Raw genomic sequence first — 17,920 nt, forward strand, 5'->3', positions numbered from 1 at the left:
CGTACGTGTACGGTGCGGCGGCCCTCGCCGTGTTCCTGGCGGCGTACGGCAGGATGGGGGCCATGCCCAGCGCAGAAGAGACCACCGTGGACCAGGACCGGCCGGACGTGCCGCCCACGCGGCGCGACGAGATCGCCGCGGCCGGCAGTGAGCTGATCGGCGGCCCGGTCGGGCGCTGGGCCCGGTTCGGCAGCAGCCGACTCACCCCCGTACGCGTCGTCTCCCTCGTGGCGCTCGGCATGTTTGCGCTGGGCATGGCGCAGAAGATGCCCTGTTACGACTGGGCCTGGTTCCGCGGCGCCAGCTCGCAGTACACCCACGCCTGCTACTCGGACATCCCGCACCTCTTCCTGGGGCGGGGCTTCTCCGACAACCTGGTGCCGTACTTCGACCGCCTCGGCGGCGACATGGAGTACCTGGAATACCCCGTACTGACGGGCCTCTTCATGGAGGTCGCCTCCTGGCTCACACCGGGCGGCTCCTTGCAGTACCGCGAGCAGATGTACTGGATGGTCAACGCGGGAATGCTGATGATCTGCGCCGCGGTCATCGCCGTCTGCGTCGCCCGCACTCACCGCCGCCGCCCCTGGGACGCCCTGCTGGTCGCCCTGGCGCCCGCCTTCGCGCTCACCGCCACCATCAACTGGGACCTGCTGGCCGTGGCGCTCACCGCCGCCGCGATGCTGATGTGGTCGCGGGGCCGCGCCCTGGCGTTCGGCGTCCTCATCGGCCTCGCCACCGCCGCCAAGCTCTACCCCGTGCTCCTCCTGGGACCACTCCTCCTGCTGTGCTGGCGGGCCGGGAGATTCCGCGAGTACGGAACGGCGGTCCTCGGCGCTGCCGCCGCGTGGCTGGCGGTGAACCTGCCGGTCATGATGCTGGCGCCCGAAGGATGGAAGAAGTTCTACACCTTCAGCCAGGAGCGCCAGGTCGACTTCGGCTCCTTCTGGCTGATCATCACGCAGCGCACAGGCAAGTCCCTGGACGTCGGCACCGTCAACAACTACGCGATGCTGCTGATGCTCCTGGCGTGCGCGGGCATCGCGACGCTCGCCCTGACAGCCCCCCGCCGGCCGCGCTTCGCCCAGCTCGCCTTCCTCGTCGTCGCCGCCTTCATCCTCACCAACAAGGTCTACTCACCGCAGTACGTCCTGTGGCTCGTCCCGCTGGCGGCCCTCGCCCGGCCGCGCTGGCGCGACTTCCTCATCTGGCAGGCCTGCGAGGTCATGTACTTCCTGGGCATCTGGATGTACCTCGCCTACACGACGAGCGGAGACGCCCACAAGGGCCTGCCCACCGAGGGCTACCAGCTCGCCATCGCCCTGCATCTGCTGGGGACGCTGTACCTGTGCGGACTCGTCGTACGGGACATCCTGATGCCCGAGAAGGACGGCGTGCGCACCGACGGCTCCGACGACCCGTCCGGCGGCGTTCTGGACCGCGCGGAGGACAGGTTCGTACTCGGCGGGGCGGCCCGGCCGACACAGCACGCCGCCCAGTCGGTGGAGGCGCCCCGGGTCGAATGGGGAGTACGGCCCCCAGGAGCGGCCTGAGCCGCCCGTCAGCCCGCAAGGGCCGCCCGAGGGGTGTCTCCACCGCCCTCATCGTCCCAAAAGGCCGCGGAGCGCCCCTTGGAGCGCTCCGCGGCCTTTCAGATGACGTCCCGCTCAGCGGTCGGCTCCGCCTCAGCGGTCGACGAGACGGTCGAACTGCGTCGTCGTGTGCCGCAGATGCGCCACCAGCTCATCCCCGACCTTGGGCTCCTGCGCGTCCGACGGCACGAACAGGATCGACACCTGCATATGCGGCGGCTCGGCGAACCAGCGCTGCTTCCCGTCCCAGACGAACGGCGACAGATTACGGTTCACCGTGGCCAGACCCGCCCGCGCGACACCCTTCGCACGCGGCATCACGCCGTGCAGCGCCTTCGGAGCCTCCAGACCCACCCCGTGAGACGTCCCCCCGGCGACGACCACCAGCCAGCCGTCGGAAGCGACCTTCTGCTGGCGGTAGCCGAACCGGTCTCCCTTGGAGACGCGGGTGACGTCCAGCACAGAGCCCCGGTACTCGGTCGCGTCATGATCCCCCAGCCACAGCCGCGTACCGATACGAGCCCGGAAACGGGTCTGCGGGAACTGCTGCTGCAACCTGGCCAGCTCCGCGGCGCGCAGATGACTCACGAACATCGAGTGCAACGGAAGCCGTGCCGCACGCAGCCGGTCCATCCACGCGATGACCTCCTCCACCGCGTCGGAACCGTCCGTACGGTCCAGCGGAAGGTGCAGGGCGAAGCCCTCCAGCCGCACATCCTCTATGGCCGCGTGCAACTGGCCGAGCTCCTCCTCCTTCACGCCATGGCGCTTCATGGAGCTCATGCACTCGATGACCACACGAGCGCCCACCAGCGCGTACACACCATCGACGGACGAGACCGAACGCACCACGCGGTCGGGCAGCGGCACCGGCTCCTCACCCCGCCGGAACGGCGTGAGAACCAGCAGATCACCGCTGAACCAGTCCTTGATCCTGGCCGCCTCGTAGATGGTTCCGACAGCCAGCATGTCGGAGCCGAAGCGCGTGGTCTCGTCCGCGAGACGCTCATGACCGAAGCCGTAGCCATTGCCCTTGCAGACCGGGACAACCCCCGGGAACTGCTCGATGACCGACTTCTGGTGCGCCCGCCAGCGCGCGGTGTCGACGTAGAGGGAGAGCGCCATGCCGGTCCGGAACCTTTCTCTCGGCTGCGGTGAATCGAAGAGATGAATGAACGAGGGGAAGGACGAGGGAGGAGAGGAAAAGAAGAGGAGAGGAAAAGAAGGGGGGAGAAGGAAACGAGCGGCCGCCGTCAGCGGCGCGACATATAGATGTCGAGCGCCTTGTGCAGCAGTTTGTTGAGCGGGAAGTCCCACTCACCGATGTACTCGACGGCCTCGCCGCCGGTACCCACCTTGAACTGGATCAGGCCGAAGAGATGATCCGTCTCGTCGAGCGAGTCGGAGATCCCGCGCAGGTCGTAGACCGTCGCCCCCATCGCGTACGCGTCACGCAGCATCCGCCACTGCATCGCGTTCGAGGGACGGACCTCACGCTTGTGATTGGCCGACGCGCCGTACGAGTACCAGACATGACCGCCGACGATCAGCATGGTCGCCGCCGCGACATTCTCACCCTCGTGACGGGCGAAATACAGCCGCATACGGTTCGGATCCTCGTTGTTCAGCACCGTCCACATGCGCTGGAAGTACGAGAGCGGGCGCGGCCGGAAATGATCCCGCTCGGCCGTGATCTCGTACAGCCGCTGCCACTCACCGAGATCCTCGTAGCTGCCCTGCACCACATCGACGCCGGCCTTCTCGGCCTTCTTGATATTGCGGCGCCACAACTGGTTGAAGCCCTTGAGGACATCGTCCAGCGACCGGTTCGCCAACGGCACCTGGAAGACATAACGCGGCTGCACATCACCAAAGCCCGCGCCGCCGTCCTCCCCCTGCTGCCAGCCCATCTTGCGCAGCCGGTCGGACACCTCGAACGCGCGCGGCTCGATATGCGTCGCCTCGACGTCCCGCAGACGCTTCACATCCGGATCCTGGATGCCCGACTTGATGGCACCCGCGTTCCACCGGCGGATCACCACGGGCGGACCCATCTTCACCGAGAAGGCGCCCTGATGCTTCAGATGCGCCAGCATCGGCTGCAACCACTCGTCCAGATTCGGGGCGTACCAGTTCAGCACCGGCCCCTCGGGCAGATACGCCAGATACCGCTTGATCTTCGGCAGCTGACGGTAGAGCACCAGACCCGCACCGACCAGTTGGTCGTTCTTGTCGAACCAGCCCAGGTTCTCCGAACGCCACTCCGTCTTGACGTCAGCCCATGCCGGGACCTGGCAGTGACTCGCCGCCGGCAGACTCTGGATATACGCCAGATGCTGCTCTCGACTGATGGTCCTCAGGGTCAGGCTCATGCGGGGCGCTCCTCGGCAGGTGTGTCCCCATCGATACAGGGGCTCCGGCTCTCGCGCCGAAGCCTACTGCGCCGATGGAGCGCCCCGTCTGGCTGTGGGCGGAGCGTCCGGCTATCCGAGGACCCCACCGAACAGTCCGCCATGCGCCATTCCGAGGAAGAACCCGACCGCCGAGGCGCCGAGTCCGAGGATCGTCAGGAACCGTTCACGCGTCGTCACGGAGATGAACTGCCCGTACGCGCCCGTCAGGATCCCCACCAGCCCCGCCCACGAACTGAGCAGATGCAGGTTGTGGAAGAAAGCCGAGACGAAGGCGAGCACGCCCAGCGTCAGCGTCACCGCGACCAGGGTGTCCTGGAGTGGATGACGCTTGCCGTCCGTGGAGAACAGAGAAGTGGCGGAGTTCGGTCGCATTGCCTGTGCCATCTGGCACCTCCTGGCCTTGCCGGAGGCGGCGCATCGTAGCGCCGCGCACACCCGATGTGTACAGATTGCGTCCGCAGGCGGCCGGATTTCAACCGGAAGCCGGTCTGTGAGTAGTCTGTACGGTCTGCGCCGGTGTCTGCCCACGCCAGAAAACGATCCCCTCGCCCAGCGAGCAGGATTGTCAGTGGCGGCGGATACCGTTGCTTACGCATCACGACCCTCCTGCCACGGAACGACCGTGGCCGCTGAGTCCAAAGGAGGTGGGTTTTACATGCGTCACTACGAGGTGATGGTCATCCTCGACCCCGATCTCGAGGAGCGCGCTGTCTCCCCGCTGATCGAGAACTTCCTCTCCGTCGTCCGTGAGGGCAACGGAAAGGTCGAGAAGGTCGACACCTGGGGCCGTCGTCGTCTCTCTTACGAGATCAAGAAGAAGCCCGAGGGCATCTACTCGGTCATCGACCTGCAGGCCGAGCCCGCAGTCGTCAAGGAGCTCGACCGACAGATGAACCTGAACGAGTCGGTCCTCCGGACCAAGGTCCTCCGTCCCGAGACCCACTGAGCTCCTAGCTCAGAGGTCATCGGGTCCGAGCAGCAGCAAGCAGCCAGAAGCAATCCCCGCCGAGAGGTTCACCCATGGCAGGCGAGACCGTCATCACGGTCGTCGGCAATCTCGTCGACGACCCCGAGCTGCGCTTCACCCCGTCCGGTGCGGCGGTCGCGAAGTTCCGCGTCGCGTCCACTCCCCGCACCTTCGACCGTCAGACCAATGAGTGGAAGGACGGCGAAAGCCTCTTCCTGACCTGCTCGGTCTGGCGTCAGGCGGCGGAGAACGTCGCCGAGTCGCTCCAGCGAGGCATGCGCGTCGTCGTGCAGGGCCGGCTGAAGCAGCGGTCCTACGAGGACCGCGAGGGCGTCAAGCGCACGGTCTACGAGCTGGATGTCGAGGAAGTCGGCCCCAGTCTCAAGAACGCCACGGCCAAGGTCACCAAGACCACCGGCCGTGGTGGCCAGGGCGGCTACGGCGGCGGCCAGCAGGGCGGCGGAAACTGGGGCGGCGGCCCCGGTGGTGGTGGCCAGCAGGGCGGCGGCGGAGCACCCGCCGACGACCCGTGGGCCACCAGCGCGCCGGCCGGCGGCGGCCAGCAGCAGCCGCAGAGCGGCGGGGGCAATGGAGGCGGCTGGGGCGGAAGCTCCGGCGGCGGCTACTCGGACGAGCCGCCCTTCTAGGGCGGGCTCGCACCCCACTTCTTGATCACACAGGAGAAACACCATGGCGAAGCCGCCTGTGCGCAAGCCTAAGAAGAAGGTCTGCGCATTCTGCAAGGACAAGACCCAGTACGTGGACTACAAGGACACGAACATGCTGCGGAAGTTCATTTCCGACCGCGGCAAGATCCGTGCCCGCCGCGTCACCGGCAACTGCACGCAGCACCAGCGTGACGTCGCCACGGCAGTCAAGAACAGCCGTGAGATGGCGCTGCTGCCCTACACGTCCACCGCGCGATAAGGGAAGGGTGACCGAATCATGAAGATCATCCTCACCCACGAGGTCTCAGGCCTCGGTGCCGCCGGCGACGTCGTCGACGTCAAGGACGGATACGCTCGCAACTACCTGGTCCCGCGCGGTTTCGCGATCCGCTGGACCAAGGGCGGCGAGAAGGACGTGGCGCAGATCCGCCGCGCCCGCAAGATCCACGAGATCGCCACCATCGAGCAGGCCAACGAGATCAAGGCCCGCCTCGAAGGCGTGAAGGTGCGTCTGGCCGTTCGCTCCGGCGACGCCGGCCGCCTCTTCGGCTCCGTCACCCCGGCCGACCTCGCCTCGGCGATCAAGTCCGCCGGTGGCCCGGAGGTCGACAAGCGCCGCATCGAGCTCGGTTCGCCGATCAAGACCCTGGGCTCGCACCAGGTGTCCGTCCGGCTGCACCCCGAGGTCGCCGCGAAGCTCGGCGTCGAGGTCATCGCCGCCTGAGCAGAGCGCTCAGCAGTACGCAGTGCAAGGAGAGGGCCGCATCCCCTGGGGGTGCGGCCCTCTCGCTCGCTCTTCCCGACCCTGCTTCCTCTGGGCCCGGGACTGTGCATGTTTCACGTGAAACGTGGACTGCGCTCGCCCGTCAGCGGGTGGCGCCCGTGACCAGCCAGTGGCCCGACCGGGTACGCAGCCAGAGGGTCAGCATGCGGACCGCCATCATCAGTCCCATCGTCCACCACAGGGCCGTCAGGCCGCCGCCCCAGGCGGGGACGAGCAGGGCGACCGGGGCGAAGACCGCCAGCGTCACCAGCATCGCTCCCGCCAGATACGGGCCGTCCCCGGCGCCCATCAGTACACCGTCCAGCACGAAGACGATCCCCGAGATCGGCTGCGTGACGGCCACCACCAGCAGGGCAGGCAGCAGCGTGTCCCGGACCACCTGGTCACCGGTGAACAGCGGAATGAACAGCGGACGCGCCGCCACGATCAGAACGCCGAGCAGCACGCCCGCCGCGACCCCCCACTGCACCATGCGACGGCAGACATCCCGGGCGCCCTGAGTGTCCCCCGCCCCCAGATAGCGGCCGATGATCGCCTGTCCCGCGATGGCGATCGCGTCGAGCGCGAAAGCCATCAGGCTCCACAACGACAGAATGATCTGATGGGCCGCGACATCCGCGTCCCCCAGCCGCGCGGCGACCGCCGTGGCGATCATCAGGACCGCGCGCAGCGACAGCGTACGAATCAGCAACGGCCCGCCGGCCTGGGCGCTCGCCCGTATCCCCGCCGCGTCGGGACGCAACGACGCGCCGTGCCGGCGCGCTCCCCGGACCACCACGATCAGATAGACGGCCGCCATGGCGCACTGGGCCAGTACCGTCCCCCAGGCGGAACCGGCGATCCCGAGACCGGCACCGTAGACGAGCACGACATTGAGCACCGCGTTGGCACCGAACCCGCCGATGGCGACGTACAGCGGTGTCCGGGTGTCCTGGAGCCCGCGCAGCACGCCGGTGGCGGCCAGCACGACCAGCATGGCGGGGATACCGAGACTGGAGATCCGCAGATAGGTGACCGCGAATGGGGCGGCCGTGTCCGATGCCCCGAACAGACCGATGAGCCAGGGAGCGGCCGGCAGCGTGACGGCGATGACCGCCGCACCGAGCAGAAGAGCGAGCCAGATGCCGTCCATGCCCTGGCGTATGGCGGCCTGGAGATCGCCGGCGCCGACCCGCCGGGCCACGGCCGCGGTGGTGGCGTAGGCGAGAAAGACGAAGATGCTCACCGCGGTCGTCAGCAGGGCCGCCGCGATCGCCAGTCCGGCGAGTTGGGGGGTGCCGAGATGGCCGACGATCGCGCTGTCCACCATCACGAAGAGCGGCTCGGCGACGAGGGCGCCGAAGGCGGGAACGGCGAGGGCGATGATCTCGCGATCGTGGCGTCGCGGGGCAGTCCTGGATATCGCGGGAGCCTTTGTCATGCGCTCAATCTAATCTTCCACAGGTAAGTGCTGCAAGCTATCAGGGATCCTTACCGAGCCGCCCGGTGAAGGCTCGGCTGTGTGCCGTTTGTTCTGATCTTGGCCCAGTCGGGAAAGTTTTTCTCCCCCACAGCCGGTGGACGGAAAAACCCCAGCTCAGAGTGGGTTCGGCGGGGTTGCTATGAGTTTGTCCACAGTGCTGTCCCCCGGTCCGTGCACAGGTTCGCCGGGGTTCTCCACAGCATCTGATCGGTCGTCCACATGGCCTGTGGATAACCAGATTGGCTGACGGTGCCCGCGGGCCTACCGTGGACCGGCGTCCGACGCGCCGGAACCGGAGTCAGGCCTCTCGTTTTGTCAGTGTCGTGCCGTAGAAAGAGTGGCACGGCGAGGTCCGCTGAGCGGACGTGAGGAGGTGGCCGGTGAGCATTCCCGAGCCATTGGACGACCCCTGGACCGACGCCGGTCCCAGTGACCGTCTGCCTGTCTCCCGGCAGCGCCGTGGTGAGGGCCGGGGCCGCGAGGAGCAGCACGAGCGCGGCCGGGACGGGGGCGCATGGGACGGCGGGTCTCCCGGGTTCGAACGGGTGCCGCCACAGGACCTCGACGCCGAGCAGTCGGTTCTCGGCGGCATGCTGCTGTCCAAGGACGCCATCGCCGACGTGGTGGAGATCATCAAGGGGCATGACTTCTACCGCCCCGCGCACGAGACCGTCTTCCAGGCGATCCTCGACCTCTACGCCAAGGGGGAGCCGGCCGACCCGATCACGGTGGCGGCCGAGCTGACCAAGCGGGGTGAGATCACCCGTGTCGGAGGGCCGTCGTATCTGCACACGCTGGTCCAGTCGGTGCCCACGGCGGCCAACGCCTCGTACTACGCGGAGATCGTCCATGAGCGGGCGGTGCTTCGGCGGCTTGTCGAGGCCGGCACGAAGATCACGCAGATGGGATACGCGGCCGACGGCGATGTGGACGAGATCGTCAACTCCGCCCAGGCCGAGATCTATGCCGTCACCGAGCAGCGGACCAGTGAGGACTATCTGCCGCTCGGCGACATCATGGAGGGCGCGCTCGACGAGATCGAGGCGATCGGCTCGCGCAGCGGCGAGATGACCGGTGTGCCGACCGGCTTCACGGACTTCGACTCCCTCACGAACGGGCTGCATCCCGGCCAGATGATCGTCATCGCGGCCCGTCCCGCCATGGGTAAGTCCACGCTCGCTCTGGACTTCGCGCGGGCCGCGTCGATCAAGAACAATCTGCCGAGTGTGATCTTCTCGCTCGAAATGGGGCGCAATGAGATCGCGATGCGTCTGCTGTCGGCGGAGGCACGGGTGGCGCTGCACCATATGCGATCGGGCACGATGACGGACGAGGACTGGACCCGGTTGGCTCGTCGTATGCCGGATGTCTCGCAGGCTCCGCTCTATATCGATGATTCGCCGAACCTCTCGATGATGGAGATCCGGGCCAAGTGCCGGCGGCTGAAGCAGCGGAACGAGCTGAAGCTGGTGATCATCGACTATCTGCAGCTGATGCAGTCAGGTGGTTCGAAGCGGGCCGAGAGCCGTCAGCAGGAGGTCTCGGACATGTCGCGAAACCTGAAGCTGCTGGCCAAGGAGCTGGAGCTGCCCGTCATCGCGCTGTCGCAGCTGAACCGTGGTCCGGAGCAGCGTACGGACAAGAAGCCGATGGTCTCCGACCTGCGTGAGTCGGGTTCGATCGAGCAGGACGCGGACATGGTCATCCTGTTGCACCGCGAGGACGCGTACGAGAAGGAGTCGCCGCGCGCGGGAGAGGCCGACCTGATCGTGGCCAAGCACCGTAATGGCCCGACGGCGACGATCACGGTGGCGTTCCAGGGCCACTACTCGCGCTTCGTGGACATGGCCCAGACCTGAGCCGGGCCGCCATAGGCGCTCAGTTCTCCTGGATCTCTTCTCTCGGATCTCTCCGACCGGGCGGCCATACCGGGAGACAGTCCGGAGCGCAGCGGGGTGGGGACGACGCGATGAGCATCGGATACCGGACCCGGTCCACCGCGACGTCACGCTGGTACTGCTGGATCGACGTCGGCCAGCGCGAGTCACCGCAGATCACATGGAAGCGGCTGACCGCGTCTCCGAGATCCCCGGTGGGGACGCGTTTCGCGTCCCCACCGGGGCAGTCGTGCGGACGGGGGCAGGCGACTCCGGGGCAGGCGGCCCCGGGTCAGGCGTAGAAGTTGCGCTGCCAGCGGTGCTTGGCGAGCAGGGTGAGCTGGTCGTCGGTGAGCAGGCGTCCGTCGCTCACGGCGGTGTTGCGCTCCACGTTCCGTACGGTGCGCATGCCGGGGATGACGGTGGAGACGGCCGGTGCGCTGAGCACGTACCGCAGTGCGGTTTCCGCGATCTCGTCGGGGGCGATGCCCAGCTCGCTGGTGATCGCGTCGACGTGCTGCTCGACCTGGGCGGGACGGTCGCCGCGGAAGTAGCGGCTGCGGAAGTCGCCGTCGGGGAAGGTGGTTCCGGCTGTGATACGCCCCGTCAGGCCGCCTTCGTCGAGGGCCACCCGGACGATCACGCCGACCCCGTGTTCCTGGCAGGCGGGAAGCAGGGTGTCGGCCGGGGCCTGGTCGAAGATGTTGTAGATGACCTGCACGGTGTCCACCACGCCGCTGCGGACCAGGGCGAGGGCGTTGTCGGGCTGGTGGTCGTTGATGGATACGCCGAACAGGCGGATCTTTCCTTGCTGTTTCAGCTCGGCGATGGTCTCCAGCCAGTCGCCGCGCCCGGCCCACTCGTCGCTCCAGACGTGGAACTGCAGTACGTCGAAGTGGTCCAGGCCGCTGACGCGCAGGCTGGTCTCCAGGCTGTCGCGGATATGCGCGCCGGGGAAGGTCTCCGCGGGGTCCAGCCCGTCCGGGGCGGGCCAGGCGCGGTTCTTCGGGGGCACTTTGGTCGCCACGTACACCTGGTCACCGGCCCGCTCGCGGACCACCTGGCCCACGATCCGCTCGCTCTCGCCGTAACCGCGTGCGGTGTCGATGAAGTTCACGCCCTGGTCGATGGCGCGGTGCAGCGCGCGTACGGATTCGTCCTCCGTGGCACCCACCCAGCCGGACTCGCCGATGCCCCAGGCTCCGTAGCCGATCTCGGACACCGACAGTCCACTGCGTCCCAGCTCGCGATAGCGCACAGTGCTCCTCCACATCATGGTTGGTCAGGATGGTGCATCAGGCCGCTCGTTCCGCGGCGCTGCGTTCCACGCAGAATTCGTTGCCCTCCGGGTCCGCGAGGGTGACCCAGCCCGTGCCGTCGGGGCGGCGGTGGTCGCCCACGAGGGTGGCGCCGAGGGCGAGGAGGCGGTCCACCTCTTCGTCGCGGGTGCGGTCCTGTGGCTGGAGGTCCAAGTGGACCCTGTTCTTGGCGGACTTGCCCTCGGGCACCTCGATGAACAGCAGCGTGCCGCCCTCTGACACGAGCAGTGCCTCCGAGTCGCCGGGCAGGTCGTCGTCCGCCAGGGAGGCGCCGAGGACCTTGCCCCAGAAGCCGCCCAGGGCGTACGTGTCGCCGCAGTCGATGGTGATATGGCGTACCAGGGATGTCATGTGGTCACTCTGATCATTCCGGTCGTTTCTGTCCAGGGCGATTCCGTGGGCCAAAAGAAGTCGACCGGGCGGGTTGTCGCCGGTAGATGTGGAGCATGACCTCATCTCCTGAAGAGCTGTTGCCCAGTACACGTCGGGCTCTGTCGCATCGCATCGCCCGAGCTCAGGCCGAGGGCCGCGCTCCGTCACTGGTCGGTGCGGTGGCGCGGGAGGGGCGGATGGTGTGGACAGGGGCCCGTAGTTGCATGGAGGGGCATGCTCCGGACGCGGATACGCAGTACCGGATCGGGTCGATCACCAAGACGTTCACCGCCGTGCTGGTGCTGCGGCTGCGTGATGAGGGTCTGCTCGATCTGAATGATCCGCTGGAGAAGCACCTTCCGGGCACCGGGGTGGGCGAGGTCACGATCGCTCAGCTCCTGGGGCACAGTGCGGGGTTGAGCGCGGAGGCCCCGGCGCCCTGGTGGGAGCGGACACCGGGTTCGCTCCGCCCGGAGCTCGCGGACGTCCTCGGGGAGCGGCCCGTGCTGCACCCTGCGGGGCGACGCCACCACTACTCGAATCCGGGCTTCACGCTGCTCGGTTCGCTGGTGGAGGCCGTGCGGGGGACGTCCTGGGAGGAGGCGCTGCGGCGTGAGGTTCTTGAGCCCTTGTCCATGGGCCGTACGTCCGCTCAGCCGGTGGCTCCGCACGCGGGTGGCTGGGCTGTGCATCCCTGGGCCGATGTGATGCTGCCGGAGCCGGTGGAGGACCTGGGACTGATGGCCCCCGCCGGTCAGCTCTGGTCGACGGCCGCCGATCTCTGTCGCTTCGCGGTCTTCCTCTCGGAGGGGGACGAGAGGGTCCTGAGCGCGGAGTCCGTGCGGGAGCTGCGGACTCCGGCCGTCCCGCCCGCGGCCGGGGAGCGGAACGGCGGCTACGGGCTCGGGACGCAGCTTGTCTGGTGGGAGGACCGGACGCTGGTGGGGCATACGGGTTCGCTGCCCGGCTTCGTCGCCGGCCTGTGGGTCAGCGTGGAGGACGACGTGGCCGCGGTGGTGCTGGCCAATGCCACGTCGGGGCCGTATGCCGGGGCGGTCGCGGCCGATCTCATCGGCATTGTGGCGGACGCGGAGCCCCGCTTCCCCGAACCGTGGCGTCCGCTGCCCGAGGCCGAACTGGAGCTGCTGGCTCTCACCGGGCCGTGGTACTGGGGCACGCAGCCCTTCGGGCTGAAGTGGTCCTCGGCCCGGGGCCTGGAGCTGAACCCGCTACGGGGCGGCGGACGTGGTTCCCGCTTCGTGGTGCGGCCGGACGGCGACTGGACGGGGCTCGATGGCTACTACGCGGGGGAGACCCTGCGGGTGGTACGGCGCCCTGACGGCTCGGTGAGCCATCTTGACCTCGGGTCGTTCGTCTTCACGCGCGAGCCGTATGCGCCGGACGACGCGGTGCCGGGGGGTGTGGACGCGAAGGGCTGGCGCGGCCTCGGGGATCTCAGGGAGTAGCCGACCATGATGTTTCACGTGAAACCGGGCAAGCCGGTCAGTCGGCGGTAGAGCGCGTGCGGGCTCCGAAGCCGCACGCTCGGATCGCGGCTTCGGCTCCGTACGTGGAGGTGGACTACGCGCGGGTGCGGTCTCAGATGCTCATCTTGAAACCGACGTGCGAGGCGGTGAAGCCGAGCCGCTCGTAGAAGCGGTGGGCGTCGGTGCGGCTGGCGTCGGAGGTCAGCTGGACCAGCTGGCAGCCCTGGCGGCGGGATTCGTCGACCGCCCACTCGATGAAGCGGGTGCCGAGTCCGCTGCCGCGCTCGTCGGCGTGGACGCGTACGGCTTCGATGATGGAGCGGGTGGCGCCGCGCCGGGAGAGGCCAGGGATGATCGTGAGCTGGAGCGTGCCGATGACCCGGCCGTCGCGTTCTGCCACGACCACATGCTGGTTCGGGTCGCGGGCGAGCCGTTCGTAGGCCTCGGTGTACGGGGTGAGGTCGTCGAGGGACTCGCGCTGGGCGCCCAGCGGGTCGTCCGCGAGCATCGCCACGATGGCGGGGATGTCGTCGGGGGCGGCGGGCCGTATGTTCAGATCGCTCATGATCCGCAGCGTACGCCTGAGGCCGGCGGCAGCGGCCGGACGGATGCCCAGGGCCGGTCTCGGGGCTTCCGGTGGCCCGCACCGCGGCGCCGTGCGGCATCCGGGCGGTTGGCCGGACGGACGGCTCAGCCGGTGGCCATGTTGAGTGGCGCGAATCGCCGGGACCGGTCGCCGGGCAGGTCCCGGTCGCCGTACGCCATGAGTGTGGTGAGGGTGACCGGCTTCAGATCGTGGTCCTTGAGCCAGTTCAGGAGTTCCTTGTGGCGCAGGTCGATGACGGTACGTACGGGGCGCTCCGAGCCGTCGGCCAGTGAGGAGATCAGCGCTTTCGCGGTCTCGGTGTCCCGGGCGATCAGCGGGCCGATGACATCTGCGGCCGGTGTGGGCCAGACCGCCGCGTAGCCGATGAGGGTGGAGCCTTCTTCCGCGACTCTGAGCCGGTCGGCGAAGGCGGGGAGCCGTGCGATGAGGTGGGTGCGGTCTGCTCCGAAGACTTCGGTGTCGAGGCGTACGAGGGCCGGCAGGTCACCGGCGGTCGCGGGGCGGGTGGCGACCCGTGGCGGGTGTTCCGGTGACCGGAGGTGTCCGAGGAGCGTCTCGGCCTCGCCGACGTCGGTGAAGCCGAGCTTTTCGTAGAGCGGGCGTCCGAACGGGGTGGCATAGAGGGTGAGCGGGGTGTCCCCGGCCTCGTGCAGCGCGTGGTTCATGAGCCGCCGCCCGAGCCCCTGGCGGGCATGCCGTCCGGCGACGAGCATCATGCCGATGGCCGCGAGTTCCGGACGGTCCGTGGGTCCGTACGAGGTGACGACACAGACCGCGGCCAGTCCGTTGCCTGTCGGGTCGTCGATGCCGTAGGCGGTGCTCGCCGCGAGCAGCAGGCCCCACTTGTGCTCCTCGCGTGCCCAGTCGCGGTCCTCGGCGAGGTCCGCGCAGGACTGGAGGTCGCTCATGGTCAGGCGGCGGATCGGCTGTGCGGAGAGCGGTGTCGGCATAAGGATCAGGCTGTCGGAGCCGATGATCGTTCGTCCACCACTTTACGAGAAGTGATCCGACGGGATGGAGCCGTGCGCCGTAGACGCCTTCCGCGCTGTGTGAGTCCCCAGGGTTTGAGGATGGAGATCGCTGTCATGAAGAGATAGGCGCAGCTCGCCACGGTGGGTGCGGCGACGAGGCTGCTGTCGGGGAGTCCTGCGGCCGCGGCGTCGGTGATGCCGGGCCGCAGGGCGAAGACGGTTGCCGCGAGGGTGATCAGGGTGAGCCAGAACTTGGTCCACACCCAGCGGTGTCGGGCCAGGCCCCAGGGGGTCCCGAGTGAGAGCAGGACTCCGCTGAGGAGGGCGAGCAGGGCGATGGGGATGATCAGCCAGTCGGCGAAGATCTTCATGGCACGGTAGGCGGCCTGTGTGGTGGCCGCGTCGTCGGTGATGAAGGCGGTGACGCCGAGGGTGAGGAGGCCGAGGGTGAGTCCCAGCCAGCTCACGGATGTGGCGACATGCGTGACGAGAAGGGTCCGGCGCGCGGGCCGCTTGAGTTGTTTCACGTGAAACACGGTGCCTGGCGGCGGGGGTGTGGGGCGTCTGCCCGCGGGAGTAACCCGGCGTACTAACCTCGGCGTACATGGCGAGCGAACGCAGACTTCATCTCTTCGATCTCGATGGAACGCTGATCCGTGGTTCGGCGGCGGCCGTGGAGATTTCGCGGCAGCTGGGGCTGGGGGACGAAATCGCTGAGCTGGAGCGTGAGTTCCTGTCGCTCGGGCTGGCGCCGGACGAGTTCGCGGTGCGGGCCCGGGAGCTGTGGGCGGAACTCACTACGGTGCAGGTGGCGGCGGCTTTCGAGGGTGCGCCTTGGCTGCTGGGTATCCGCGAGGTCTGGGCGGATATCCGGAAGCGGGGGGATTACTGCGCTGTTATCTCCTTGTCGCCCGACTTCTTTGTCGCGCGGCTGCTGGAGTGGGGTGCGCATGCCGCGCATGGTTCCCGCTGGCCGGTGCTGCCTTTCACCGAGCCGGTCGACCGGGCGGGCATTTTGAACCCCGCCGCCAAGGTGAAGATCGCGAACCGGCTGTGTGCAGAGTTCGGGGTGAGCCTGGACGACTGTGTCGCCTACGGTGATTCGATGTCCGACGCGGAGATCTTCGCCGCGGTGCCCCGGGCGGTGGCGGTGAATGCGGATCACCATCTGTCGGGGCTTGCCACACACACGTACACGGGGGGTGATCTGCGTGAGGTCTATGAACTGGTCCGCCTCCAGTGAACCGGTACGGCGGCGGCAGTAATACTCTGACCCGGAGGTGCCGCGGGAAACGCGGCCGGAATCCGGCGAATGAGCACAGGAGCGATGCAGCCTAACGGTAAATCCGGTGTGGATGCCCGGACTTCGCGCTCTTTGTCCCCTGTGGCGAGTTCGCCTGTCATGCTGCGTGTGCAGGCGTTGCGGACAATGTCGCACTCCTTCACCTTGTGCCCGAATTGGGGCTTCGGTGGAGGTTAACGTGAGGTGTCAACAGTCCTAGTCAGAGCGGGGAATTGCTAGCGTATTCCGGGCCAGCGGAAGTGCGCAGACCGACCGAAAGATGTTCGAGGCGAGGCACACCATGGACGCTCCGACCACCACGTCGGCCGACAACGGCACTTCCGGAGACGGCGGAGGAGGCGGTTGGTTCGCGCCCCGTAAGGCCCCGAAGAGCGAGGGCCGGCCGGACTCCGGGACCACGGGCGGCGCGGAGGAGGCAGCGGGCCGGGAGCGAATACCCGTCCCGAGTCGCTCACTTGCCTCCATACGCCCGGTGGGCTCCGGGGCCGCTCGTTCCGCTCCGCCTTCGCGCGAGGGCGCCGCGGGACATGAAGCACGGACGGATACGGCGGCCGGGCGGCAGCCAGGGCCCGTGGATGATGTTCCCGAGGCCTTCCGGCCGCGCGGCAAGGGGGTGCGCGGCGGGGACGGACCGGCTCCTCATCCGCCGGTCCACGAGGATCCTGTCGATCCCGATCCCGCCACGGTCGCCGCGGACTCCGCCATAGCCGCCGCTGATCCCGTCGCGGCGGCCGGGAGCGGCGCTGAACCGGCCTCCGCGGCCATGCCAGGAGAAGCGCGGCCAGGAGCGGCGGAGCCGGGTGCACCGGTGCCGCCCGCACCCGTGCCGCCCGCACCCGTGTCGGCCGCGCTGCCTCCCGAGGTTCCGGCGCCGCAACCGTCCGCCGCGGCCCCGGCAGCGCCCCCCGCTCCCGCCGGCCCCTCCGCTCCCGCGGACGACCCGAACGCTTCTCCGGACGCGGTCCTGGTCCGCCGTACGCTGGCCGAGATCGCTCCGGTCGCCGACCAGGTCACCTCGTACTTCTATTCGCTGCTCTTCGTCCGTCACCCGGATCTGCGCGCGCTGTTCCCCGTCGCCATGGACGCCCAGCGCGACCGGCTCCTCAAGGCGCTGCTGACCGCCGCCGAGCACATGGACACCCCGGACGTGCTGACGGGCTATCTCCGGCAGCTGGGCCGGGGACACCGCAAGTACGGCACGCAGGCCGCGCACTATCCCGCTGTCGGTGAGGCCCTTCTGGGCGCGCTGTCCCGTTATGCCTCGGCCAGTTGGGACGACGAGACCGAGGGCGCCTGGGTCAGGACGTACACCACGATCTCGCAGATCATGATCGACGCGGCGGCGGAGAACGAGCGGCACGCGCCGGCGTGGTGGCAGGCCGAGGTGGTCTCGCACGATCTGCGCACGTCCGACATCGCTGTCGTCACGGTCCGCCCCGACCAGCCGTATCCGTTTGTGGCGGGGCAGTACACCAGCCTGGAGACGCCGTGGTGGCCGCGGGTCTGGCGGCACTACTCGTTCGCTTCCGCGCCCCGCCCGGACGGTCTGCTGTCCTTCCACGTGAAGGCGGTTCCGGCGGGCTGGGTCTCCAACGCGCTGGTCCATCACGCCCGTCCCGGCGACGTTCTGCGTCTCGGCCCGCCGGCCGGTTCGATGACGGTCGACCACAGCACGGACAACGGTCTGCTCTGCCTGGGCGGCGGTACGGGCATAGCGCCGATCAAGGCGCTCGTCGAGGATGTCGCGGAGCACGGGCACCGGCGCCCGGTCGAGGTCTTCTACGGTGCGCGCCATGACGAGGATCTGTACGACATCGAGACGATGCTGCGGCTCCAGAGCGTGCATCCGTGGCTGGCGGTGCGTCCGGTGGTCGCCGAGGGGCCCAGCCAGGGGCTTACGGGGCGGCTTCCGGAGGCGGTGCGCGACTACGGTCCCTGGCACGAGTACGACGCGTATCTGTCGGGGCCGCCCGGGATGATCCGCAGCAGCCTCGACGCGCTCAAGGGATCCGGGATCCCGCTGGAGCGCATCCGTCACGACTCCCTCGAAGAACTGGTGGCGGCGATCGGCTAGGCCCTGTCCGGTGGGACAGGGCC

17 protein-coding genes and 1 pseudogene are annotated in these 17,920 nt (G+C 68.4%); 9 read left to right on the plus strand and 9 right to left on the minus strand.

Annotated features, from left to right (window positions below; genetic code table 11):
- The first annotated feature begins 62 nt into the window (after positions 1 to 62).
- Positions 63 to 1,553 carry a glycosyltransferase 87 family protein gene (locus ACIOGX_RS13680; RefSeq protein WP_356508952.1) on the plus strand — a complete coding sequence of 497 codons (1,491 nt, stop codon included), beginning with the start codon at positions 63 to 65 and terminating at the stop codon, positions 1,551 to 1,553.
- A 132-nt stretch (positions 1,554 to 1,685) separates the two neighbouring features.
- On the opposite strand, the gene ACIOGX_RS13685 is transcribed toward ACIOGX_RS13680, so the two are convergent.
- The 3 genes from ACIOGX_RS13685 to ACIOGX_RS13695 form a co-directional block, all read right to left on the minus strand.
- Positions 1,686 to 2,717, minus strand: a complete 1,032-nt coding sequence (locus ACIOGX_RS13685) for an alanine racemase (protein WP_356508954.1) — start codon at positions 2,715 to 2,717, stop codon at positions 1,686 to 1,688.
- A gap of 128 nt (positions 2,718 to 2,845) precedes the next feature.
- Complete coding sequence (locus tag ACIOGX_RS13690; protein WP_129767305.1) at positions 2,846 to 3,964, minus strand: peptidoglycan bridge formation glycyltransferase FemA/FemB family protein; 1,119 nt, start codon at positions 3,962 to 3,964, stop codon at positions 2,846 to 2,848.
- A 111-nt stretch (positions 3,965 to 4,075) separates the two neighbouring features.
- The gene (locus tag ACIOGX_RS13695; protein WP_356508956.1) at positions 4,076 to 4,390 is read right to left on the minus strand and encodes a hypothetical protein; all 315 of its coding nucleotides are present in this window, start codon (positions 4,388 to 4,390) and stop codon (positions 4,076 to 4,078) included.
- A gap of 271 nt (positions 4,391 to 4,661) precedes the next feature.
- Here ACIOGX_RS13695 and rpsF point away from each other — a divergent pair, with 271 nt between their 5' ends.
- From rpsF to rplI, 4 genes are all read left to right on the plus strand, one after another.
- On the plus strand, positions 4,662 to 4,952 hold the full coding sequence (gene rpsF, locus ACIOGX_RS13700; protein WP_006604399.1) for a 30S ribosomal protein S6: 291 nt from the start codon (positions 4,662 to 4,664) through the stop codon (positions 4,950 to 4,952).
- A gap of 74 nt (positions 4,953 to 5,026) precedes the next feature.
- A complete protein-coding gene (locus tag ACIOGX_RS13705; RefSeq protein WP_249951482.1) occupies positions 5,027 to 5,620 on the plus strand; it encodes a single-stranded DNA-binding protein in 594 nt (197 codons plus the stop codon).
- A gap of 43 nt (positions 5,621 to 5,663) precedes the next feature.
- Entirely contained in the window at positions 5,664 to 5,900 is a 237-nt protein-coding gene (gene rpsR, locus ACIOGX_RS13710; RefSeq protein ID WP_003967857.1) for a 30S ribosomal protein S18, read from the plus strand.
- A gap of 18 nt (positions 5,901 to 5,918) precedes the next feature.
- On the plus strand, positions 5,919 to 6,365 hold the full coding sequence (gene rplI / locus ACIOGX_RS13715; RefSeq protein ID WP_030354350.1) for a 50S ribosomal protein L9: 447 nt from the start codon (positions 5,919 to 5,921) through the stop codon (positions 6,363 to 6,365).
- Between the two features lie 142 nt (positions 6,366 to 6,507).
- Here the strand turns inward: rplI and ACIOGX_RS13720 are convergent, their stop codons facing one another.
- The gene (locus tag ACIOGX_RS13720) at positions 6,508 to 7,845 is read right to left on the minus strand and encodes an MATE family efflux transporter (RefSeq protein ID WP_401912847.1); all 1,338 of its coding nucleotides are present in this window, start codon (positions 7,843 to 7,845) and stop codon (positions 6,508 to 6,510) included.
- 422 nt (positions 7,846 to 8,267) lie between these two features.
- On the opposite strand from ACIOGX_RS13720, the gene dnaB reads away from it, so the two are divergent.
- Positions 8,268 to 9,746 (plus strand): replicative DNA helicase, encoded by a 1,479-nt coding sequence (dnaB, locus tag ACIOGX_RS13725; RefSeq protein ID WP_129767308.1) that lies wholly within the window; start codon positions 8,268 to 8,270, stop codon positions 9,744 to 9,746.
- 310 nt (positions 9,747 to 10,056) lie between these two features.
- On the opposite strand, the gene ACIOGX_RS13730 is transcribed toward dnaB, so the two are convergent.
- Both ACIOGX_RS13730 and ACIOGX_RS13735 read right to left on the minus strand, forming a co-directional pair.
- Positions 10,057 to 11,022, minus strand: a complete 966-nt coding sequence (locus tag ACIOGX_RS13730; protein WP_384768966.1) for an aldo/keto reductase — start codon at positions 11,020 to 11,022, stop codon at positions 10,057 to 10,059.
- A 40-nt stretch (positions 11,023 to 11,062) separates the two neighbouring features.
- Positions 11,063 to 11,434: pseudogene (locus tag ACIOGX_RS13735) on the minus strand (VOC family protein); the annotation flags it as partial.
- Positions 11,435 to 11,529: 95 nt separating this feature from the next.
- Here ACIOGX_RS13735 and ACIOGX_RS13740 point away from each other — a divergent pair.
- On the plus strand, positions 11,530 to 12,921 hold the full coding sequence (locus ACIOGX_RS13740; RefSeq protein WP_401912851.1) for a serine hydrolase domain-containing protein: 1,392 nt from the start codon (positions 11,530 to 11,532) through the stop codon (positions 12,919 to 12,921).
- 133 nt (positions 12,922 to 13,054) lie between these two features.
- On the opposite strand, the gene ACIOGX_RS13745 is transcribed toward ACIOGX_RS13740, so the two are convergent.
- From ACIOGX_RS13745 to ACIOGX_RS13755, 3 genes are all read right to left on the minus strand, one after another.
- Positions 13,055 to 13,507, minus strand: coding sequence for a GNAT family N-acetyltransferase (locus ACIOGX_RS13745; protein WP_356508969.1), 453 nt, complete (start codon positions 13,505 to 13,507; stop codon positions 13,055 to 13,057).
- Between the two features lie 125 nt (positions 13,508 to 13,632).
- On the minus strand, positions 13,633 to 14,499 hold the full coding sequence (locus tag ACIOGX_RS13750) for a GNAT family N-acetyltransferase (RefSeq protein ID WP_401912855.1): 867 nt from the start codon (positions 14,497 to 14,499) through the stop codon (positions 13,633 to 13,635).
- A gap of 5 nt (positions 14,500 to 14,504) precedes the next feature.
- Positions 14,505 to 15,047, minus strand: a complete 543-nt coding sequence (locus ACIOGX_RS13755; protein ID WP_401765688.1) for a DUF2269 domain-containing protein — start codon at positions 15,045 to 15,047, stop codon at positions 14,505 to 14,507.
- A gap of 77 nt (positions 15,048 to 15,124) precedes the next feature.
- On the opposite strand from ACIOGX_RS13755, the gene ACIOGX_RS13760 reads away from it, so the two are divergent.
- On the plus strand, positions 15,125 to 15,763 hold the full coding sequence (locus tag ACIOGX_RS13760; protein ID WP_129767317.1) for an HAD family phosphatase: 639 nt from the start codon (positions 15,125 to 15,127) through the stop codon (positions 15,761 to 15,763).
- 340 nt (positions 15,764 to 16,103) lie between these two features.
- Positions 16,104 to 17,897: a globin domain-containing protein gene (locus ACIOGX_RS13765; RefSeq protein WP_401912858.1), complete on the plus strand. Its 1,794-nt coding sequence runs from the start codon at positions 16,104 to 16,106 to the stop codon at positions 17,895 to 17,897.
- Positions 17,898 to 17,920: the final 23 nt, after the last annotated feature.

Source organism: Streptomyces sp. NPDC088147 (assembly GCF_044741565.1).
In the GTDB taxonomy this organism is placed as follows: Bacteria; Actinomycetota; Actinomycetes; order Streptomycetales; family Streptomycetaceae; genus Streptomyces.